20 protein-coding genes are annotated in these 21,901 nt (G+C 60.8%); 14 read left to right on the forward strand and 6 right to left on the reverse strand.

The window, feature by feature from the left end:
* Positions 1 to 3: 3 nt before the first annotated feature.
* Positions 4 to 879, reverse strand: coding sequence for a LysR family transcriptional regulator (locus AACH39_RS03045; protein WP_338620857.1), 876 nt, complete (start codon positions 877 to 879; stop codon positions 4 to 6).
* Positions 880 to 1,008: 129 nt separating this feature from the next.
* Here AACH39_RS03045 and AACH39_RS03050 point away from each other — a divergent pair, with 129 nt between their 5' ends.
* Positions 1,009 to 1,608, forward strand: a complete 600-nt coding sequence (locus tag AACH39_RS03050; protein ID WP_338620858.1) for a short chain dehydrogenase — start codon at positions 1,009 to 1,011, stop codon at positions 1,606 to 1,608.
* On the opposite strand, the gene AACH39_RS03055 is transcribed toward AACH39_RS03050, so the two are convergent.
* Together AACH39_RS03055 and AACH39_RS03060 are read right to left on the reverse strand one after the other, a co-directional pair.
* On the reverse strand, positions 1,593 to 2,867 hold the full coding sequence (locus tag AACH39_RS03055; protein WP_338620860.1) for a hypothetical protein: 1,275 nt from the start codon (positions 2,865 to 2,867) through the stop codon (positions 1,593 to 1,595). The two genes, AACH39_RS03050 and AACH39_RS03055, sit on opposite strands and share 16 nt — an antisense overlap.
* Before the next feature lie 57 nt (positions 2,868 to 2,924).
* Positions 2,925 to 4,172, reverse strand: coding sequence for a DUF1615 domain-containing protein (locus AACH39_RS03060; protein ID WP_215782494.1), 1,248 nt, complete (start codon positions 4,170 to 4,172; stop codon positions 2,925 to 2,927).
* Positions 4,173 to 4,449: 277 nt separating this feature from the next.
* Between AACH39_RS03060 and AACH39_RS03065 the strand changes: the two genes are divergently transcribed.
* Complete coding sequence (locus AACH39_RS03065; RefSeq protein WP_215782493.1) at positions 4,450 to 5,385, forward strand: alpha/beta fold hydrolase; 936 nt, start codon at positions 4,450 to 4,452, stop codon at positions 5,383 to 5,385.
* Positions 5,386 to 5,455: 70 nt separating this feature from the next.
* A complete protein-coding gene (locus AACH39_RS03070) occupies positions 5,456 to 6,421 on the forward strand; it encodes an alpha/beta fold hydrolase (RefSeq protein WP_338620861.1) in 966 nt (321 codons plus the stop codon).
* Between the two features lie 29 nt (positions 6,422 to 6,450).
* Here the strand turns inward: AACH39_RS03070 and AACH39_RS03075 are convergent, their stop codons facing one another.
* On the reverse strand, positions 6,451 to 8,757 hold the full coding sequence (locus tag AACH39_RS03075) for an FdhF/YdeP family oxidoreductase (RefSeq protein ID WP_252346212.1): 2,307 nt from the start codon (positions 8,755 to 8,757) through the stop codon (positions 6,451 to 6,453).
* Positions 8,758 to 8,844: 87 nt separating this feature from the next.
* On the opposite strand from AACH39_RS03075, the gene AACH39_RS03080 reads away from it, so the two are divergent.
* Positions 8,845 to 9,420, forward strand: coding sequence for a GNAT family N-acetyltransferase (locus tag AACH39_RS03080; RefSeq protein ID WP_215782490.1), 576 nt, complete (start codon positions 8,845 to 8,847; stop codon positions 9,418 to 9,420).
* Between the two features lie 43 nt (positions 9,421 to 9,463).
* Here the strand turns inward: AACH39_RS03080 and AACH39_RS03085 are convergent, their stop codons facing one another.
* Entirely contained in the window at positions 9,464 to 9,625 is a 162-nt protein-coding gene (locus AACH39_RS03085) for a hypothetical protein (protein WP_338620862.1), read from the reverse strand.
* Positions 9,626 to 10,210: 585 nt separating this feature from the next.
* Here AACH39_RS03085 and AACH39_RS03090 point away from each other — a divergent pair.
* Together AACH39_RS03090 and AACH39_RS03095 are read left to right on the forward strand one after the other, a co-directional pair.
* Positions 10,211 to 10,444: a hypothetical protein gene (locus AACH39_RS03090; protein ID WP_338620863.1), complete on the forward strand. Its 234-nt coding sequence runs from the start codon at positions 10,211 to 10,213 to the stop codon at positions 10,442 to 10,444.
* Positions 10,445 to 10,464: 20 nt separating this feature from the next.
* Positions 10,465 to 10,857, forward strand: coding sequence for a hypothetical protein (locus tag AACH39_RS03095; protein ID WP_338620864.1), 393 nt, complete (start codon positions 10,465 to 10,467; stop codon positions 10,855 to 10,857).
* A gap of 2 nt (positions 10,858 to 10,859) precedes the next feature.
* Here the strand turns inward: AACH39_RS03095 and AACH39_RS03100 are convergent, their stop codons facing one another.
* Positions 10,860 to 11,504 (reverse strand): TetR/AcrR family transcriptional regulator, encoded by a 645-nt coding sequence (locus AACH39_RS03100; protein ID WP_338620865.1) that lies wholly within the window; start codon positions 11,502 to 11,504, stop codon positions 10,860 to 10,862.
* A gap of 133 nt (positions 11,505 to 11,637) precedes the next feature.
* Between AACH39_RS03100 and AACH39_RS03105 the strand changes: the two genes are divergently transcribed.
* The 8 genes from AACH39_RS03105 (at position 11,638) to AACH39_RS03140 (ending at position 21,709) form a co-directional block, all read left to right on the forward strand.
* A complete protein-coding gene (locus tag AACH39_RS03105) occupies positions 11,638 to 13,197 on the forward strand; it encodes an efflux transporter outer membrane subunit (protein ID WP_215782485.1) in 1,560 nt (519 codons plus the stop codon).
* Positions 13,194 to 14,297, forward strand: coding sequence for an efflux RND transporter periplasmic adaptor subunit (locus AACH39_RS03110; RefSeq protein WP_215782484.1), 1,104 nt, complete (start codon positions 13,194 to 13,196; stop codon positions 14,295 to 14,297). The genes AACH39_RS03105 and AACH39_RS03110 overlap by 4 nt, the downstream gene beginning before the upstream one ends.
* A 26-nt stretch (positions 14,298 to 14,323) precedes the next feature.
* The gene (locus AACH39_RS03115; protein ID WP_338620866.1) at positions 14,324 to 17,452 is read left to right on the forward strand and encodes an efflux RND transporter permease subunit; all 3,129 of its coding nucleotides are present in this window, start codon (positions 14,324 to 14,326) and stop codon (positions 17,450 to 17,452) included.
* Between the two features lie 87 nt (positions 17,453 to 17,539).
* A complete protein-coding gene (locus tag AACH39_RS03120) occupies positions 17,540 to 17,806 on the forward strand; it encodes a hypothetical protein (RefSeq protein ID WP_215782482.1) in 267 nt (88 codons plus the stop codon).
* A gap of 68 nt (positions 17,807 to 17,874) precedes the next feature.
* Positions 17,875 to 18,249, forward strand: coding sequence for a hypothetical protein (locus AACH39_RS03125; protein WP_338620867.1), 375 nt, complete (start codon positions 17,875 to 17,877; stop codon positions 18,247 to 18,249).
* A gap of 96 nt (positions 18,250 to 18,345) precedes the next feature.
* Complete coding sequence (gene murJ / locus AACH39_RS03130) at positions 18,346 to 19,923, forward strand: murein biosynthesis integral membrane protein MurJ (RefSeq protein WP_338620868.1); 1,578 nt, start codon at positions 18,346 to 18,348, stop codon at positions 19,921 to 19,923.
* 186 nt (positions 19,924 to 20,109) lie between these two features.
* Positions 20,110 to 20,358, forward strand: a complete 249-nt coding sequence (locus AACH39_RS03135; RefSeq protein ID WP_215782479.1) for a helix-turn-helix domain-containing protein — start codon at positions 20,110 to 20,112, stop codon at positions 20,356 to 20,358.
* Position 20,359: 1 nt separating this feature from the next.
* Positions 20,360 to 21,709 carry a HipA domain-containing protein gene (locus AACH39_RS03140; RefSeq protein ID WP_215782478.1) on the forward strand — a complete coding sequence of 450 codons (1,350 nt, stop codon included), beginning with the start codon at positions 20,360 to 20,362 and terminating at the stop codon, positions 21,707 to 21,709.
* Positions 21,710 to 21,901 lie beyond the last annotated feature (192 nt).

The following is a 21,901-nucleotide window of genomic DNA, read 5'->3' on the forward strand; positions in this document are numbered from 1 at the left end:
TTTTTATTTCCCGGTCTGCTGCGCAAACCATTGGCGCAGATAGTCGATCAGCACCCGCACCCTGGCTGGCATCGGCCGCAGCGGCGGATGTACCAGATAAATGGGGGCTCGGGGCAAGGCATAATCTGCCAGCACCCTGACGAGCGCCCCGGCGGTCACCTCCTCACGCACCAGATAATCCGGCAATTTGACATAGCCGGCTCCCGACAGGGCCAGTTGGCGCAAAGCCATATAGCTGTTGACGCTATAGCGGCTATGCATCTGGATCCGGTAGGACTGCGAGCGATGACTGAACAACCACTCGCCGGCGGCACGGTAATGACTATTCAGCACACAAGGGGCGTCCAGCAGATCATTCGGCGTCTGCGGCAAACCGCACTGTGCCAGCCGTGACGGGGCAATCACCACCCACTCTTCCAGCAGCCCGAGCGAATGCGCCACCAGGCGCTCATCCACCACCGGTCCCACCCGGATGGCCAGATCAAACCCGTCACCCAGCAAATCACGCGCTTGCTGACTCAGATCCAGCTCGATTTCCAGCCGGGGGTATTGTTGGCTGAATTGCCGCATCAGTTCCGCCACGAATACCACGCCCAGACTGGTGGGCACGCTGAGCCGCACCAGCCCTGACAGATCACTCTGCAGGTCACCAACGGCACGCTGAGCCTCGTCAAAGGTATCTCGCAGCTGCTGGCAATAGGACAGATAGCGCTGCCCCGCCTGCGTCAGCGTCACGCGGCGGGTCGTGCGATGCAACAGCAACACCCCCAGCGCCTGCTCAAGCAGGCTGACCTGCTTGCTGACATAGGCCTTGGACTGTCCCAGACGCGCAGCCGCCGCGCTGAAACCGCCATATTGCGCCACGGCCAGAAAGGTCATGGACCACTCGAATTTTGGGGTTATTGTTTCCATATAGATGACATTATATCCGCTCGCAGGCGATTTATCCGGGCCAGAGTGGCCAGTACACTGCAAACACTTCGACACATTGTCAATCAGGAGATGCAAATGAAGGTACTGGTTTTTGGTGCAAACGGCACGATCGGCAAAGCGGTGAGTGCCGAGCTTTCGCAACGTCACGAGGTGATTGCCATTGGCCGGCAGCATGGTGATCTGCAGGTCGATTTTCGCGACCCGCAGGCATTGGCAGCGCTGTTTCGCCAGGTTGGCAAAGTGGATGCGATTGTCTCTGCGGCGGGCGGGGTCCCCTTTGCGCCACTGGACGAGCTGGATGCCGCCACGACAAAGCAGGGCCTGGACGACAAGCTGATGGGGCAGGTCAACCTGGTACTGCAGGGGCAGCACTGGCTCAATGATGGCGGCTCGATCACCCTGATCAGCGGCATTCTGTCGATTGACCCGATCGTAGCCGGTTCGGTGGCCTCCCTGGTCAACGGCGCCGTGGAGTCCTTTGTTCGTGCGGCCGCCATCGAGCTGCCGCGCGGTCTGCGCATCAATGCCATCAGCCCGACGGTGCTGGAGGAGTCCATGGACAGCTACGGTCCGTTCTTCCGCGGCTTTGTCCCGGTACCCGCTGCCAGGGTGGCGCAGGCCTACAGCAAAAGCGTCGAAGGCGCCCAGACCGGGCAGATCTACCCGGTACGCTGAACCGTCGTTGACAGATAGCGCTGCAACAGCGCATCGAGACGCGTCCCGAGCAGGGCGCGCCATTGCCGCAGCAGATCCGGCGGCAATGGCGCGTCATCATCCGTCGGTACCTGCAACAAGGACGGCAAATCCTGGTCCAGACCATGTTTTCCGGCAGAGGCCTGCATCAGCAGCCGGTCCAGAGCGCTCCAGAAAGTCGCCCCCTGGGTATAAAACCAGGGATAGGCGGCCGGGTCGCCTGCCTGATACGCCTGCTGCCATTGCAACAACCCCCGCTCAACGGGTCGGTTTTCATCCACGAAGCGCGCACTCAGCGCTGTCGTCAATGCAGTGGGCAGGGCACTGTGTTGCAGGGTTTTCAAGGCGTAATACTGCGCCAGACTCTCGTCATACCAGGCCGGATGCGCCGCCAGTCCCTTTTGCGCTGCCAGCAAATGAAACTGCTCGTGCGCGACGGTCATCAGACTTTGTGCCTGACGTCGCACCAGCATCTCTCCCTCAGGAACCAGATAACCGGCCAGCAGGCTGGCCTTGCCGGCGGCGCCGGCCACACGCCCCTGCGACACGGCCATCTGCAGCCAGACCAGCAGCAACGGCTCAGTCACGGGAAGTTGCAGCAAGGACTGCTGATAGGACAAGGCCTGCTGCTGTAACGACATCAGGCCCAGCGCGGCGAAGCGGGCCGGCTGGTCGGCCAGCACCGTCAGCGACGAAGAGGAGGAGAGCACCGGCCAGCTGCCCAGGGCAAAAAAGGCCGGGGCTTGCCCGGTCTCCGGCAAGGGCCAGCGATCACCCTGCACCTGCCCGCCGCCAAACACCTGCGCTGCCGGCACGCCCGCAATGCGCAGACCGGCATCCGGGTCGCGCTCGGGCCGCAACAGACTGACACTTTCGGAAAACAGCCAGCGAGCCTCGCCCGGAAAATACAGACTCTGCTGGCGTGAAGGGTCCAGCTCGCCAGCCTGAGCACGCGCAAAATGCACCTCCCACCGGATCGTCCGGCAGCCTGCAGGCTTGCGCCAGCGGTCTCCCTGCCGACGCAGGGGACGCGCGCCACAGCGCACCTGGGCAATCTGTGGCGTCAGACCCCAGCGCTGACCTCGCAGCGACAACCAGCCGGCGGCTGACTGATCCGCTCCCAGCGTCAATACGGCATGCGCCCGCTCCGGGTGAGCGGGCTCGAGTGAGATTTGATAGTCGCTGGCGGCAGCGGCCAGCGCGGGAAACAGCAGAACCATCAGGCGAATCGTCAGGGACATGGCATTCAGGGGAGCAGCATCGGAACACCATCAGGCAATGCGCGCCGTACTTGGTTCCTAGTCTGCCTTGAATCCACCTCGTGCCATGCAGCGCTCATAGCGTCCGTTGACGCGCGTAGCAAACCATTCTGTACTCAGCTGACGGGTAAATTTCGGACTGATCAGCACGATTTGCGGAATGATCTCGCGCGCGACCTTGCGGCCGGCCTGACGATCTGCCGCGGCAAAGACCCGCTGATAAAGCGTGGTCTGCTCGAAACTGGACAATTTCTCCTGTTTGAGGTCGCGTACCACGTCGGCAACACTCATCTGCAGACGATCGGCCATGCCGGAAAGCACTTTTTGCGTGGCACTGGCCTGGCCGGAGAATACCCGGTTCATCTTGTTGCTGTAGAGCATCAAATCGCCATCCAGAGCCAGTTTCTGCCCGGACAGGCGCGCCACCGCAGCCTGAAAGGCAGCATTGCGGCTGCTGTAACGACCGGCATTGTAATCAGCAAAACGGTAAATCATCCGGTCGTACGGCGCAGCGTACTGCAACAGAATCGCCGTGCCGAAATACACACTACCACGCAGGCTGAAAACTTCATCACGCAGATTGGCGTAACTGTAGGGATAGGGCCATGCCTTGATCTGGGTCTGAGCAAACGCCACGCTGACCTGCATCGGCCCACCGTCACGGATCGGATTCTTGGCCAGCAGCAAGTCCTGGCCATAAGGCATTTCCCGCACCATATCCTCGTAGAGCTGATTCATCTGCCGCTTGGTGCGCAATGCGTTCACCCGCTCCTTGTAGCTGCGACCATCCGGTGAGGTCTTGAGCATGGCGGCATCAATAACGAGCTGCGGAATCATGTACTTCTTGCGATGCTCGTCGATTTGCTTCCAGACAATCGCCGACAGATTGGGCACCTCCGGATCCGGACTGAAACCGGACTCTTGCTCGGCGACGGCCAGCACCGCACAGAAATACTGAGGCGCGTACGGAATTTTCAGCTGCGTGAAGGCTGCAAAAATATTCTCCGACCAGGCCTGTCTGGCAGGGATGCCGCGCGGCAGCAATCGGTCGAGCAGGGCACGCCCGGCCTGGGGATTGTTGTAATTGGGCGCCGGCACCGGCTTGGCCGGCACGGCGGCGGGCGGCGCCGGTACAACGGGGGTGGGCAAGGGGGGCGAGACCACTGGCGCAGAGGCCGTTTCCGGCAGCGGTGACGAGGCCGGGGAAACCGGCGCGGGCGGCTGTGTCGCCGCACAGGCAGTCAGCAGCAGGGGCAAGAACAGAGGGCGCAGGCGTCGCAGCAGCATGATCAACTCATCATTTTTGAGACAAAGTGATCATTTTACGTTGGCACGATGATTCCTGCAGAGTGTTTGAGGTGCTCCTTGAGCAAGAACAAGGGCTGGCGGCCTTCTCCACGCCTTGTCTTCTCATGTCTGAAGCTGTACTGCAATGTCGTTGTCATTATTGCGCAGTAGAATGCATGGTCATTTTCTTACCCAATTCTGACCCGACTATTGACGTGTGAAATTTTCCCACATAAACTCCATCTCAACATCAATCATCTCGTCAATGAGCCGCGCCATGCACAGCACAGATGCCGCTTCATCCACCGGTTGCCAGACATTGCATTCCGAAGACTTCATTCATCTTGAAGGCGGGCGTCATGCCATTCTCATGCTGCACGGCCTGTCGGGCTCGGCCACCGAGGTGATGTACGTCGCCAAACAGCTGAACCGGCGCGGCTACACCGTTCGTATCCCGATCCTGCCCGGCCATCAGACCTCAGTGCGAGATCTGGCCAACACCACCTGGCAAGCGTGGTACCAGACCGCGGAGAACCATTTCGAGGCACTGGCCGAGAACTACGCCCGGGTGTCGGTTTCCGGTCTGTGCATGGGTTCGGTCCTGGCGTTGTATCTGGCTTCCCAGAAGCGCGAGCGCGTCACCTCGGTGATCGCCATGTCGACCACGCTGGCTTATGACGGCTACTCGATGCCCTGGTACAGCTTTTTGCTGCCCCTGGTGCTCTACACGCCGCTCAAGCACGTCTGGTCGTACAAAGAGGGCGGCAATTATGGCGTCAAGAATCCGACCATTCGCAAGCGGGTAGCCAGCACCATGGCCAAAACGTCCACCACCTTTTACGACCGGACTCCGGCCACCAGCGTGCTGGAAATGCGACGCATGATCCGCGCCACCAAGCAGCGACTGGGCAAGGTCACGGCACCGGCACTGATCCTGCACGCACAGGAAGACGAAGTCGCCAGCGTACGCAATGCCGACTATCTCGAACGCCACCTGGGCTCGTCCTATACGCGCAAGGTCATCCTGGATGACTGCTACCATCTGATCACCGTCGACAATCAGCGCGCGCTGGTGGCGGAAGAGGCCGCCAGGTTCCTCAGTCAGCAAGACGAACGCGCAAAATGCGAGTCGCTCGTCCTGCAGGCCCGCCAGTCCCTGTCACTGGACAACCGCCTGTCGCAACGAGGTCAGGCCTGCGGCATGGCCGCCTGAGCCCGCACCTCGCTCACCCCACCCTAAACATGGCCACGGGAGGCGTCTCCCGCGGCCATCGATCGCCATCATGTCACCACAAACCCGAGCCATCGCGGAAACCCCGCCTGGCGTACATATCGACAGTACGCAACTGGGCAAAACCATTCACTTCATTCAGCTCGATGGCGGACCGCACGCCGTACTGTTGATCCACGGCCTGGCCGGGAATGTTTTCGAAGTCATGCACGTCGCCAGATCGCTCCACCAGCAGGGTTACACCGTTCGTATTCCGGTCTTGCCGGGGCACGGCCAAAGCGTCGCCGAACTCGCCCAAACCCGCTGGCAAGACTGGTACCAGGCCGCCGAGCATCATTTCGAGGCATTGTGTGCCGGCCATGCGCACGTGTCAGTCGCCGGCCTGTGCCTCGGTGCCCTGTTGTCGCTGCAGCTGGCGGCACGCCAGAGTACGCGCGTGGCATCGGTGGTCGCCATGTCCACCACACTGGCCTATGACGGTCCCGCCATCCCCTGGTACAGCTTTTTGCTGCCCCTGGTGCTCTACACGCCGCTGAAACGCTTCTGGTCATACAAGGAAGGGGGCAACTATGGCATCAAAAATCAGGGCATGCGCAAGCGGATGTCCGAAAAAATGGGGGAACGATCCCGTGTCGCCTATAGCCGGACGCCGGCAGAAAGCATTCGGGAAATGCGCAGCCTGATGCGGTCAACCAAACGACGGCTGCGCGACATCAGCGCACCCACCCTGATCCTGCACGCCCGCGAAGACAACGTCGCCAGTCCGCGCAATGCGCACTATCTCGCTCGCCGGCTGGGCTCGTCACATGTCGAAAAACTGATTCTGGAGGATTGCTACCATGTCATCACGGTCGACAATCAAAAGGGACTGGTGGCAAGCGAAGCAGGGCGCTTCATCGGCGAGCGGGCGGCAGCATCGCCGGTTCCACCCTGCCCGGGCAGCGGGCAACCGCCTCGGCAAACGGTCAATCACGCCGGCCTCATGTTGCCACTCGGCACACAAATCGGCGCATTCTGACAGCACGAAGCCCCCCCCCGGGGGGGGCATCAGGACAGGTGCCGCTGCATCAGCACCGGGATCGACTTGGAGGTCGGGGTATTGCTTTGTATGCCGACACTATCCAGGGGGACCAGCGGATTGGCCTCCGGGAAATAGGCCGCAAGACAGCCGGGCGGAATGTCATAAGCCACCAGCAGAAAGCCGGACAGCATGCGCGACACACCGTCATCCCATACAGTGGATAAATCGACACGATCCCCGTCACGCAACCCGAGGCGCTCGATATCCTGTGAATTGGCAAACACCACGTCGCGCTGGCCATAAACACCCCGATAACGATCGTCCAGCGCGTAGATCGTGGTGTTGTACTGATCATGCGAACGGGTCGTCATCAGCACCAGCAGTCGATCGCCATGCTGACGACGTGCCCGGTGAATCGGCGTATCCCGATCCAGCGCATGCACCTGAAACTGCGCTTTGCCCGACTCGGTACGCCAGACCCGGTCCCGCGAGGCGACGCCGAGATGGAAGCCCCCCGGCGCCAGGATACGCTGATTGTAATCCGCGAAATCCTCAAACACCCTGGCAATTTCGTCACGAATCAGGCTGTAGTCACCACACAAGCGTGCCCAGTCCAGCGGCGCCTTGCCCAGGGTGGCCTGCGCCACGCCGCACAGAATGGCCACTTCGGAGCGCAGCGCCGCCGACGCCGGCTCTTTGAAGCCGCGTGATGCATGCACCATGCTCATCGAATCCTCCACCGTCACGCACTGCGCCACCCCTTGCTGCCGATCGATCTCGCTGCGGCCAAGCGTCGGCAGAATCAGCGCCGCCTTGCCATGCACCAGATGGCTGCGATTGAGTTTGGTGGTGATCTGTACGGTCAGCTCGCACTGGCGCAGGGCAGCAAAAGTACGCGGGGTGTCTGGTGCCGCCATGGCAAAATTGCCCCCCAGCGCCAAGAACACCTTCAGATCGCCGGCCAGCATGGCCTGAATCGTCGCCACAACATCCAGTCCGTGATGACGCGGCGGCTCAAAACCATACACAGCGGCCAGCCGGTCCAGAAATGCCGGGGCAGGGCGCTCCTCAATCCCGACGGTACGATTGCCCTGCACATTGGAGTGACCCCGCACAGGACACAGCCCGGCACCCGGTCGGCCGATCATGCCGCGCATCATCATCAGATTGGACAGCATCTGAATGGTCGGCACGGAGCGCTGGTGCTGGGTCAGGCCCATGCCCCAGGTGCTGATCACCGCCTGGCCACGCACGAAAATTGCGCTCAGTTGTTCGATCTCTTCACGACAGACCCCGGACTCCTCGACCAGGGCCGCCCAGTCTTCGCCGCGCAAGTCAGCGGCAAACTCGGCGAAGCCGACGGTATGCCCGGCAATGAAGGCCTCATCCAGCACACGCGGAGCGCCGTGGCGCTGCGCATCATCATCCAGCTCGACCACCCGCTTGGCCAGCGCCTTGATCAAGGCAAAATCGCCGCCCAGGCGGGGACGAATAAACAGCGAGCACAATGGGGTACTGCCGCCGGCCAGCATTTCCGCGCTGTGCTGCGGACTGGTGAAGCGCTCCAGGCCGCGTTCGCGCAACGGATTAATCGAGACAAGGGTGGCCCCGCGCCGGGCGGCTTCCCGCAGTTCGCCCAACATGCGCGGATGATTGGTCCCGGGATTCTGACCGAAAATCAGGATGGTGTCGGCCAGTTCAAAATCCTCCAGCGTCACCGTCCCCTTGCCGATGCCGACCGTGCCCGGCAAGCCACGGCTGGTGGCCTCATGGCACATATTCGAACAATCCGGGAAATTATTGGTACCGTAACGGCGGGCAAACAGCTGCAACAGGAAGGCGGCTTCATTGCTGGTCCGGCCAGAGGCATAAAAAGCCGCCTGATCCGGACTCGGCAAGGCCTGCAAATGGCGGGCAATCAACGCAAACGCCTGATCCCAGCTGATCGGCAGATATTTGTCGCTCTGCGGGTCATAGCACATCGGCTCGGCCAGCCTGCCATGCTGCTCCAGCTCATAGTCGGACTGCTGCATCAGCTCGCTGACCGTATGACGGGCAAAAAAGTCGGCCGTCACCAGCTTGCTGGTGATTTCCGCTGCCACCGCCTTGACGCCGTTCTCACAGAACTCCAGCCGATTGGTGTGCTTGCGCTCCGGCCAGGCGCAACCCGGGCAATCAAAGCCGCTCGGCTGATTTTGCTTGAAAAACGCTTTGAGGTTGCTCAGGTCAACCTTTTCCTGGCGCAGGCTGAGGGCGGAAAAGCGGATGGCATCCCAACCGCCGGCGGCTTTGGGATAAGGAAGAATCTTGCCCGGTTTGTTATGCTCGCTCACGCCTTGCTCCATCTGGAAAGAATCAATGGGTAGCTGGCGACTATAGTCCCGTACGACGCATTTGCCTACAGAAGAAAAGGAATCCGCATGAGCCTGCACTGGCATACCCTGGCATATGCCGACACCGATCCGCAGCAGCGCCAGCGGATCCATCAATTACTCGACCTGGTCTGGCCGGCCGAGCCGGCCATCCCGTCTGTTGAGCAGCCCGCCCATGATCTCTCACTGGCTCCACGGTGCATCCTGGGCTGTCAGGACGAGAACTATATCGCCTATGCCGCCATCCTGAGCAAACCGGTTCACGATCAGCAACATCGCTGGCTGGCCAGCGGACTGAGTTGTGTTTGCGTCCACCCGGCACACCGACAATCCGGCATCGGGCAGCAACTGCTGCAGCAGGCCTGGCAATCACTGCGGCGATCTTCCGCCGATTTCTGTGTTTTTACCTGTGACCCGCCACTAAAACGCTTTTACGAACAAGCCGGCTGGCAAGCAATGCCGGGGCTGATTTTGCGGGGAGGGCGGCAGACTGGCGCCCTGGACAGCCTGAGCAGCGGCAAGACGGTCTTGCTGCGCCCCATCTCGGACAAGGCTCATCAGTCCATGGCGCGGTTTGCAAGCGGAGAGCTGGATCTGGATCTGCCACTCGGACAATTTTGGTGAAGGAGAAGAGATAACGGCGGGGGTTGATAGAAAACGTACGTTTTCAAATTGCGCAAAATAAAAGTGGAGGCATAAAAACCTCCACTTTCTTGTGCTTGCTGTAACCTTGTTTCTGTCGCTTCTTGCGATCGGTGAAGGGCTTGCAGCGTTGCAGCTCCCGGGCGAACTTGGCGACCGGATTGATTCTTGCCGTTTTCTGTCGCATGACAACTCCTGTGAGTGAGAAGCGGCATGCTACGTCAGACCAGGCGGCCAGTCCAGTCATTGCCCGGGGGGTGGCCAGGAGATGATCTCATCGCGCATTGGGGCGGACTGGCAAAGGCCCGACCTTGCGCCAGACAGGATCAACCGTATTTGACATAATATGTATTATACGAACCATGACATGCTGGTTGAGATCCGCCTCAGGTTCTCTGCGTTCCGAGCCTGATGCAAGACTGAATGCCCCGTCCGGTCAGTCATTCTGGCATCGTGTGCCAGACACAGCTGCCCACTCGCGGTGAAATACCCTTTGCGTCTGTCGGGACTGGCCGGCCATCCGGGTGCCTCCTTGCATGATGGCCACGCCGCTACAGTCTTTCCACCGCCAACAACCGCGCCAACCACCGCGCCAGAAATGGCTTAAATCGTCGTGGCCCTTTGCTTATTTCCGGACCCAAACCACTTTGACAAAAAATCCGCGCAGATTTTAGATTTTGCTTGCAACGGCAGCTTAATAAAAGCCAGTCGGACTTAAACCAAATCACACAAGGAGTAAATGGCAATGCGCGACATGAGCAATTCTGAAATCATGTTAGTCAATGGTGCCTGGGGTCCGTCTGGCGCCGTGGTGGGCGGCGTCTCTGGCGCAGCGGGCTATCTCGGATCGGTGGTAACCAGCGGGCAGTTCAGTTGGGCACAACTCGGCGTATATACCGCAGGGGGCGCTGTTCAGGGTGCCATTGCCGGTCCGGTGGGCGCTCGTGCCGCCTACTATGCCCCCAGAATTGCGGCGGCAACCGGCGCGATTGCCGGCAGTCTGTAACCCGCAATAGCACAGGGCTGATGCAAAATAATGACCTGCAGTCATATCATTCGGCATTTCCCGGCAATCATCTGATTGCCGGGAAATCATTTCGAGAGCGCTTTATGCAGCAAAATAACGGGTATCGCCATGCGTGCAGGAAATCGCACCGAATAAAATTCATCTATTTCTATATATTGATGCTGCTTGTCGCGATGGCCGCCTATCAATCCGGCATGCCATGGTTTGCTTTATCCATGGCCGTCGGCGCCATCACGCTGATGGCCTGCGGGGCATCGCCATGCAAATCCGTCGGGGACGTAAGATCTGCACTCGGCGCCCCCGATCAGCGGCTGAAAAGATTTTTCTTCGAAAACAGTGTTCTGCTATTCGTCATTATTCTGCCATTTATCCTCAAGTGGCTGTTTTACTGACGTCAGCCCCCTCCCCCGTCTGTGGGCAGCAACATGGCCAGCAGTTGCCGCTCCAGCGCCTGTTGGAAGGCGGGATGGTCCGCCCATTCAGAATGTTCCAATACACCGGCACGTAGCGTGCCGATCAAACTGCGGGATGCCACATAGGCTTCGGCTTCGCTCAGCATACGCATGTCTGGAGCCTGCCGATCGAGCAGGCATTGCGCCACATGGCTCTCGACGGCAGCGATAACCGGATACAGGTTGAGCAATACCTGGCGCTGGAAAATGGCACAGGCAATCTGTCGGCGGATGGCGCGCCGATGATAAAAGGTCTGCATCAGAAATCCGACCAGGGCACCGGCTAATCCCGTCGTCGCGGCACCAGCATATTCGTCGAACAAGGCATCGATTTCACCAATCATGTGCTCGGTCTCATGCCTGGCCATGGCCAGCAGAATGGCCTCCTTGTTGCGGAAGTACTGATACAAAGTCCCGACACTAAAACCCGCTACTTCGGCGATGCGGTTGGTGGTCAGTTTGTCGACACCTTCGCGCAAAATAATCTGAGCTGTGGACTCGAAAATCAGCTTCACCGTCAGCCTGGCACGCGCCTGCTTCGGTTTTTTTGTCATTAAATCAATGGGTTGATCTTTTTTTTCCGACATGTCCAACGCCTTGGTAAATGCGAGTATGAAAACTGAATGGAATTCATAATAATGAAACGCAATAAAAACACCATATGCTCGAAGCATCTTTGACCTGGATGGTCTATATAGACAAGAAACATCAAGGGCCGTTATGACAACGATATATAACAATGTCGCCGCCCGGTTCGAGCGACTCCCTGCACCTTTCGCCAAGCGCTGTCTGTCCGCCCTGATCTGTCTGACACTGTCGGCCTGCGCCGTCGGCCCGGACTATCAGCGCCCGGACGTCTCGGTGCAATCCAGTTGGCAAAGCCCGACCGATCAAGCCGATGAAGCCCAGCTTGCCGTCTGGTGGCAGCAGTTTGCCGACCCCAGACTAAGCCAGCTGCTGCAACTCGGTCGCGACAACAGTCCAACCCTGCAAAGTGCGGCCGTTCGTATCGCCCAGGCGCGAGCGCAACTGGGCATCTCGCAAGGTGCCGAATGGCCGGTTGTTCAACTGTCATTCAGCCGCAGCTACAGCAAGCCGGACCTGGCCAACCAGCTACAGGGCAAAACCGGCGGCGGCACCACGCAGCAACTCAGCCTGCAAGCCTCCTGGGAACCAGACCTGTGGGGCGCAGCCCGTCGCGAAGTTGAGGGCAATGAAGCCAGCTGGCTGTCGACCGTCGCCGCCTACCAGGCGGCCATGGTAGCGCTGGAAGCCAATATCGCCACCACCTACTTCAATTTGCGCACGCTGGAGCAACGCCTGCAGGTCGCGCAGGACAACCTGAAGCAACAAGCAGAAAACCTGCGCATTGCCAATGCCCGCTTCCGTGCCGGCGCCTCCAGCGAGCAGGATCTGCGCCAGGCTCAGGTCCTGTACGAGCAAACCGGCGCCAATTTGCCGACACTGCGTGCCGCCCTGCAGCAAGCGCAACACGCGCTGAGCGTGCTGGTTGGCCAGACCCCGGATTACTATCAGCGACAGTTTGCTGCCGCAGCCCCCATGCCCAGTGTGCCGACCGGCGTCCCATCGGGGATTCCGCGCGACTTGCTGCAGCGGCGGCCGGACGTGCTGCAGGCCGAGTATGCAGCAATCGCCCAGTCGGCGCGCATCGGTCAGGCCAAGGCCGCCCTGTTCCCGAGCTTCTCCCTCGGCGGCAGCTTCGGTTTTCAGTCCTCGGACAGCGGCAGCAATCATCTGGATGACCTGTTCAAATGGCATAACCCGGTCAGCAGCGCCACGGCCGGCCTGTTGATGCCGATTTTCAATCATGGCCAGCTGGTCAATCAGGTGCGGGTACAGGATGCCGCCTTCGAACAGGCGATCCTGAATTATCAGAACCAGGTGCTCGGTGCCCAGCAGGAGGTGGAAGACGCGCTGTCTGCCATCGCCGGCAACCGCGAATCGCGCCAGCGCCTGAATGCCGCGGCTGAAGCCGCCCGACGCAGCACCGTACTGGCACTCGAACGCTACAAATCCGGCGAATCGGACTTCACCACCGTGACCACCGCCTATCAGGCCCAGCTACAGGTCGAGGACGGCCTGGCCCAGGCACAAGGCAATCTGCTGCAGTCCTTTGTCGCGGTTTACCGCGCACTGGGCGGCGGCTGGGACGGCAAGCTGACGGCATCCCTGCCGGACAACATCACCAAAACCATGCGGGCGCGCACCAACTGGGGTGACGCGCTTGATCTTCCGAATAGCCAGAGACCCGCACAATGAATACGAGCCCTCGTTCTGTCTTTCTGATGACCTTCACCGCCCTGCTCTGCCTGGCGTGCAGCGACAAGAAACCGGTCGCCGAACCGCCGCTGCCGCAGGTGGTGTTTCAGCAACCGATTCAGCGTGAAGTGACCGACACCATCCAGCTGGATGGCACCGTGGCACCTTCCGAATCCGTCAATCTGGTGGCGCGCGTCAGCGGCTATCTGCAATCCGCACCGTTTGCCGAAGGGGCCCAGGTCAAACAGGGGCAACTGCTGTTTGTCATCGAACCGGATCCCTATCAGCAGCAAGTCAAGCTCAACCAGGCCAAGCTGGATCAGGCGCGATCTGAGTACCAGCGCCAGCAGGTGCTGATGAAGGAAAACGCCACGGCGCAATCCAGCGTCGAATCGGCACTGTCAAACCTGCAACAGGCCGAAGCCAATTTGCGTCTGGCACAGATCAATCTTGATTACACCGCCGTACGCGCCCCCTTTGATGGGGTGATCGGCAAACGGACCGTGGATGTCGGCAACTATGTCGGCGCCGGGGCCGGGGGGACCGTGCTGGCCACCCTGACGCGCCTGCGGCCCGCCTATGTCAACTTCTCGGTCAATGAACGTGATCTGCTGCGCCTGCGCAAGGCGGGCGTTGACAAGGAAGGAACCGCCAAAGCCGGCGTCGGCAAGATCAAGGTCGGCGCGGCCCTCCAGGGCGAGGCCACGCCATCCGAAACCGGCGAACTGGATTTCATCGACAATACGCTGGCCGCCGCCACCGGCAGCCTGCAGCTGCGCGCCAAATTCGACAACAAGGATTTGCACCTGATTCCGGGCCTGTACAGCAAGGTATTCATAGGCATCAGCAAGCCCCATCAGGCGCTGCTGGTCCCGTCATCCGTGGTCCTGAATGACCAGTTGGGCAACTACGTCTATGTGGTGGATGCCGACTCGAAGGTCGTACGGCGCAACGTCAAAACCGGTGCAGACTTCGACCAATTGCGTGAAATCACCGACGGTATTTCGGCATCTGACCGTGTTATCACCCAGGGCCTGAGCAATGTGGGCGTCGGCCAGAAGGTGGCTGCGCAGGCTGATTCCGGCAAACCCGCCCAGTAAATGCGGCAACGAGAAAGCACAATCTGATGATTGCCAAGTTTTTTATTGAACGACCGATTCTGGCCAACGTGATCGCCTGGATCACCGTGCTGATCGGTGCGGTGTCGGTGTTTGGCCTGTCGGTATCGCAATACCCGCAGCTAACCCCGCCGACCATCTCGGTGACGACCACCTACCCCGGGGCCAGCGCCCTGACCGTACAGCAACTGGTGGCGCGCACCATTGAACAGCAGGTCAATGGCGTTGAAGGCATGATTTACATGCAGTCGACCTCCTCCAACGACGGGCGCTACACCCTGACGGTGAGTTTTGCCGTCGGGACTGACGCCGACCAGGCCCAGGTGGCGGTACAGAACCGGGTCAATGCCGCCGTGCCGCTGCTGCCGAATGCCGTGCAGCAACAGGGGGTGGTGACCAAGAAGAAATCCACCAGCATCCTGCAGATCATCACCCTGTCCTCCGACAAGCCGGAAATGGACGGCTTGTTCCTCAGCAACTTTGCCAGCCTGCAACTCAAGGACCGCCTGAGCCGTCTGCCGGGCGTGGCCGATGTCACCGTTTTCGGTGTCGGCCAGTACAGCATGCGGATCTGGCTGGACCCGCAACAGATGAAACAGCGCGGCCTGGTGCCGGCTAATGTCATTGCCCAGGTCAACAAGCAAAGCCAGCCTATCAGTGTCGGCCAGATCGGCGCACCGCCGGCCAGACCCGGCCAGGCGCAGCAATTGACCGTCAACCTGGCGGGGGCGCCGAATTCCGCCGCCGACTTCGGCGACATCATCCTCAAGACGGACAGCAGCGGTGCTGTCACGCGACTGCGTGACGTGGCACGCATCGAACTGGGCAGCCAGAGCTATGGCCAGTCGTTCACGCTGGACGGCAAGCCGGCGGGGGGCGTTGCCATCTATCAGTTGCCGGATGCCAATGCACTGGCCACCGCCGAAGCGGTGAAAAATGAAATGACCCGCCTGAGCAAGAGCTTCCCGCCCGGCATTCAGTACGATGTGCCGTTTGACACCACGGTGTTCGTCAAGGCTTCGATCGACGAGGTGTACAAGACCCTCTACGAGGCCGGCATTCTGGTCTTGCTGGTGATCATCATTTTCCTGCAGGACTGGCGCGCCACCCTGGTACCGGCCACGACCGTGCCGATCACCATCATCGGCGCTTTCGCCGCCATGGCCGCCATGGGCTTTTCCATCAATCTGCTGACGCTGTTCGCCCTGGTGCTTTGTATCGGGATTGTGGTGGACGATGCCATCGTGGTGGTGGAAGGCGTGGCCAAGCATGTCGAGGCCGGCAAAACGCCTCATGACGCTGCCATCACCGCCATGAAGGAACTGATGGGGCCGATCATCGGCATTACGCTGGTGCTGATGTCGGTCTTCCTGCCGGCGGCCTTCATTCCCGGCATTACCGGTCAGATGTATCGCCAGTTCGCCCTGGTCATCGCGGCCACCGCCCTGATCAGCGGCATTAACGCCATTACGCTCAAACCGACCCAGTCGGCCAAGTATGTGCGCGTGCATGACCACAGCAAGCCAAAGAATGCTTTCTTCCGCGCCTTTGACCGCGTCTATAACCCGCTGGAGGTCAAATACGCCCGTCTGATCGAGCGGCTGGTCGGCGCGCGCAAGACCAGTACCCTGGTGGCGCTGGGGCTGATCGTGGTGGCCATCGTCGGGCTGGCCAAGCTGCCGACCGGCTTTATCCCGACCGAAGATCAGGGCTATATGCTGGTGGCGGTGCAGTTGCCGGATGCCGCCTCGATACAGCGCACCGACAAGGCCCTGAGCCAGGTGTCAGAGATCGCGCGCGCCATTCCGGGCATCAAGCACGCCATCACCATCGGAGGCGTGTCGCCGCTGGACGGCAACGCCTCGCTGGCCAATGCCGGTCTGGTCTATCTGACCCTGACCGACTGGGCTGAGCGCGGCAAGGACAAGCAACAGAGTCTGAAGAACATTTACCTCACACTGAACGAACGTTTGCATGCCCTGCCGGACATCCGTCCGCTGGTCATGGTGCCGCCGCCCATTCCCGGGCTGGGCATGTCCGGAGGCTTCCAGATGCAACTGGAGCTGACCGACGGCAGCGGCGACCTGAACAAGCTGTCGGATGCTGCCGATCGCCTGATCGCTGCCGCCAAGCAGCGTCCGGAAATCCAGCAAGCCTTCACGCCGCTGCGCACCCAGGTGCCGCAGCTGTCGCTGACCATTAACCGAGCCCGGGCCGAAATGCTTGGCGTGGCGGTCAACGATGTGTATGACGTGCTGCAAAGCTATCTGGGTTCGTCCTATGTTGGTCAGTTCTCCAAATTTGGCCAGAACTACACCATTTATGTGCAGGCCGATCAGGACTTCCGCATGCGCAGCGAGCAGATCTCGGCGCTCACCGTACGCAACAGCAGTGGCAATATGGTACCGCTCGGCGCCTTCCTGTCGGTGAAACAGGTCAGCGGCCCGGCACTGATTTCGCAGTACCAGATGTACCCGACGGCAACCATCAACGGCGCGGCCGCCAATGGCTACAGCTCGGGTCAGGCACTGACGGCCATGGAAGAAGTGGCGGCCGAAGTCCTGCCACAGGGCGTCAGCTATGAGTGGACCGCCCTGTCCTACCAGGAGAAGCTGGTGGGCAGCTCGGTGGTACTGGTCTTCGGTCTGGCTATTCTGCTGGTCTATCTGGTGCTGGCGGGCCAGTACGAAAGCTGGTGGCTGCCGGTGCCGGTGATTCTGGCCGTACCGATGTCACTGGTCGGCACGGTCACTGTGCTGTGGGCGGTAGGGCTGGCCAATAACATCTACGTTCAGATTGGTCTGGTGTTGCTGATCGCCCTATCGGCCAAGAATGCCATTCTGATCGTGGAGGTGGCGCAGGAGATGCGGCATGAGGGCCATGATCTGGTGCATGCGGCACTGGAAGGTTCGCGCCGCCGCTTCCGCCCGATTTTGATGACCTCGTTTGCCTTCATTCTCGGCGTCGTGCCGCTGATCCTGTCCAGTGGCGCGGGTGCCGCCGCACGCGTCTCCATCGGCCTGACCGTTTTCAGCGGCATGCTGGCTTCGACTGTGCTGGCCGTTGCCTTCGTGCCGGTGCTGTATGTGGTGATCGTCTCCTGGCGCGAACGCCGCACCGGCAGCAAGGCCGTCTGACCCTCCCCGACCTCGGCAAGGACTCCCGCTGCTTCAGCGGCGGGAGTGCTGTTTTCCTGTTACTGAAACCAACGCTGGAATTCCTTTATGACTTTGAAACAACTCAAACTGATCCTGCTCGCCGTCCTGGCGGCTTCTGCCACCTCACAGGCGCTGGCCGACAGTCATCCGCTGGTCGAGCGTCGCTTCAAGGCGGCAGATGCCAACCATGATGGCCATCTGACCAAAAACGAGGCCCAGGCGGGCATGCCCAAGGTGGCGACTGTTTTTGATCAGATCGATACCGACAAGAAAGGCTACATCACGCTGAAGCAGCTGGAAGCCTATGTCGAGATGCACCAGCAAGACCAATAAACCATCCGGATGACAGGCGCAGTGACCTGAATTATATTGATCACGTGATCATTTAACGGGCTGAGCGCATGTCATCCGACCTCCCTCCCGCCGACGGCAAGAAACCGCGCGGCCGTCCTGCCAAGTATCGCAGCCAGGAAGAGCGCCAGGCAGCCAGGCGCGCCCAGGTCAGACAGGCCACCCGGGTATGGCGCGACAATCAGCGTGCCGAAAGCAAAGTAGCCCAGTACTCACTGCGCGATGCCGGCAAAATTATTGATCGCGTGATCAATAATATGCTGCAACTGGCGCAACGTGTCAGCCAGCACCCCGAACGCTATCCGCAAGGTTTTGATGAGTTGCTGCAACTTTATGCCAGCGATGCGCGCAGCGCGGCTGCTCACCTGGATTTTGTCCTGCAGCAACTGGACTCACAGCGCAAGGTACCCCATGAGCCTTCGTGAGCCACGCCATGGCGCACACCAGCGGCAACCGTACAGCGGTTCCGGTCGCCCCCCGGCTCTGCTACACTCTCGCGTTCTCTGTTCGGAACGATGAGCATGGCTAGGGAAAGTACCGGTCGACACGCCTTACTGGTGGGCATTGGCATTCTGTTGAGTCGCATCATGGGGCTGGTGCGGCAACGGGTGTTCTCCCACTATTTCGGCCTGTCCGACACCGCCGACGCCTTCAGTTCCGCCCTGCGCGTCCCCAATTTTCTGCAAAACCTGTTTGGCGAAGGTGTCCTGTCGGCTTCGTTCATCCCGGTCTACGCGCGCCTGCTGGCCGAAGGCAAGGAAGAAGAAGCCGATCACGTTGCCGGTGCCATCGGTGCCCTGCTCGGTCTGGTGATCTCGGTCATCGTGCTGATCGGCATTCTGGTCACCCCCTGGCTGCTGTGGGCCATTGCGCCCGGCTATAGCGGCGCCAAGCGCGAGTTGACCATCCTGCTGGTGCGCATCCTGTTCCCCGGCACGGGTCTGCTGGTCTGTTCCGCCTGGTGCCTGGGCATCCTCAACAGCCACCGCAAGTTCTTTCTGTCGTATTCGGCACCGGTGCTGTGGAATGCCGCCATGATTGCCTCGCTGCTGATTTTCCGCCGTGCCGGACAGGAGCAGCTGGCCGTATATCTGGCCTGGGGCACCGTTGCCGGCTGTGCGCTGCAGTTCCTGATCCAGATTCCGCCGGTCTTGCGCTTTACTAGCCATCTGCGGCTCAACCTGGACACCACCTCGCACCATGTGCGTGAAGTGGTGCGCAATTTCGGCTCTGTGGCGATCAGCCGGGGGGTGGTACAGATCAGTGCCTATGTCGACCAGGCGCTGTCCTCTTTGCTGGGCCAGGGCGCCATGGCGGCCATGACCACCGCGGCATCCATCAACATGCTGCCGGTCAGCCTGTTCGGCATGGCTGTCTCGGCGGCAGAATTACCGGCCATGGCCAGTGCTGTCGGCATGCAGCATGACAGCGAGACCTATGCAGCCCTGGTCAAGCGCGTCAATGCCGGCCTGCGTCAGATCGCCTTTTTCATCGTGCCTTCGGCCATGGCCTTTTTCGCCCTCGGGGACGTGATTACCGCGGCGCTTTACCAGACAGGCCATTTCACGCATGCCCACACTCTTTACGTCTGGGGCATCATCGCAGGCTCCGGGGTCGGCCTGCTGGCCACCACGCTGGGACGACTGTACTCGTCCACCTACTATGCCTTGCGTGACACGCGCTCTCCCTTGCGATTCGCCCTGGTCCGCCTCGCCCTGACCACCCTGTTTGGTGTGGCATGCGTGCTGGTTGCCACGCCGGTGCTCGGCCTGGCGCCGCGCTGGGGGGCTGCCGGCCTGACCGCTTCCGCCGGCATCGCCGGCTGGGTCGAGTTCATGCTGTTGCGGCGCAAGCTGAATGCCCGCATCGGCCATACCGGCCTGCCCTTTTCCCTGATGGTCAACCTCTGGGGCGCAGCCCTGGCCAGCGCGGCTTTTGCCTGGGTGGTCAAGCTGCAATTCCACCACGACAAACCCATCCTGCTGGCGCTGCTGGTGCTGGGCACTTATGGCGTACTGTATTTCCTGCTGACCTGGCTACTGGGCATCGAAGAATGCCGCAAAGTGCTTGACCGGCTGCTGCGCCGCTTCAAACGCTAAGCCCCGCCCCCCCCGATTTCCCTGACAGCAAGCCTGCCCCTTCGGGCAGGGCTTGCCTGCGCCCCTGCTCACCGCTGACCGTCCAGGCCCCGGCCATTGATCTGCCACAAGCCAAGCACTGCGAATTTTCCTTGGTTTATCCCTTGTAATGACTATGATGAAGATATCCTTTATGAGGGGTATGTCATGCCGCAAAACATTCATTCACCCCAAAATCTGGGGGCCGAACTGCGCAACTGGCGCCGTGCCCGTGCCTTGACGCAGGCCATGGCCGCCCGGCGCATCGGCATTGCCCAGAAAGCCATTTCCGCACTGGAAAACCACACGGCCCAATCCAGCGTCGAACGTCTGCTGCAAGTCTTGTCAGCACTGGATCTGGAGCTGGTGCTGCGTGACAAGCAGGACGGCAGCCTGCATCGCACTCAGGACTGGTGACATGCCACGCCGCGGTCAGAGCTGTCTGCACGTCTGGATGAATGGCGTACTGGTCGGACGCTGGCATTTCACCGAGGCCAGTGGTCACCGCTTTCAGTACGACCAGAGCTGGCTGGATTCGCCGCTCTGCCGCCCGCTGTCGCTTTCCTTGCCGCTAAGACCGGCACGTGATGCCTGGCAAGGCCCGGTGGTCAGTCGCTTTTTCGACAGCCTTCTGCCGGACAGTCCCTTGCAGCGGCAGCGCCTGCGCCTGTATTTCGCCGCCGACTCGGCATCCGCCTTTGATTTGCTGCCCCACGTGGGACAGGACTGCCCAGGGGCTATCCAGCTCACCCGCCAGGAAGCGGCACCGACCCCCCTCTCTCCGGCACAGGCGCGCGTACTGACGCCGCGCGAGATCGAAGGTTTGTTATCCGCTTTGCGCTTCAGCCCGATGCAGACGGGCGAAGCCGGCCCCCTGGCACCGGTAACCCTGCCCGGCTCGCATGACAAAACCGCCCTGCTGTGGCATCAGGGCCAATGGCACATGCCACAGCCCGGACTGCTGAGTACCCACATCCTGAAACTGCCGCTGGACCGCCACGAGGACTGTGGCTTGCTACTGTCTGGCTCACTGGAAAATGCCTGGCTTTGCCAGCGGGTCGCCACAGCGTTCGGCGTCCCGGTCCCCGCCTGCGAGCTGGTGCATTTCGGCGCCCGTCGCGCCCTGGTCATCGAACGTGCAGATCGCCGCTGGCATGCGGATCAAGGCGTCTGGCTGGGGGTGCCACGCAATGATTTGTGTCAGGCACAAGGCATGAGTGCCGAGATGAAATATCAGATCCATGGCGGGCCCAGCGCCTCGGCCATGGCACGCCTCATGCTGGGCAGCAGCGACGCATCGGCCGACCGGCTGGCACTGGTACGCAGTTTGCTGGTCTTCTGGATGCTGTGCGCCTTCGACGGCCATGCCCGCCGCTTTGCGGTCGACCTGCTGCCGGAAGGCCGCTTCCGCCTGGCGCCTCCGCTGGGAGTCCTTTCGGCACACCCCCTGCTCGGACACGGCCCGGGAAAATTGAGTGCTGAACAGATCCGCCCTGCACTGGGCTTGTCCGACCAAAGCCCCCCGCCGAGCTGGCGTACACTTGACGGCGAACAATGGCTGACCCACGCCCGCGCCTGCGCTTTGCCGCGTGAAGAAATCGAGCAGCTGATCCTGTCCCTGACGGCGCAGGCCCTGCCCGTGTCCGCCCGCTTGCGCAAACAGTTGCCGCCGGGGTTCCCGGTAGCGGTGGCCGAACCGATTCTGCAAGGGGTGGTTCATGCGGCAAGACGCTTGCGTGAATCACTGCCGACTGCCTCCGCCTGCTGACCCTCTGTACGCCCCGGGGCCACGTAACGCTGTCTGCTGACCTTTTTGCCACTCACCGCCGTGTCCTGCCTCAATTGGGTGATGCCACCCAGCTTTTGTCAATCAAACACCTAGTTGATTGGCATAAACATTTTCCATGTTCTATTTTTAACCTGCCTGATCAGCGCTTGTTGGCACGGGGTCGTGCGTGAT

This window comes from Paludibacterium flexuosum (assembly GCF_037076605.1).
Lineage (GTDB): Bacteria > Pseudomonadota > Gammaproteobacteria > Burkholderiales > Chromobacteriaceae > Paludibacterium.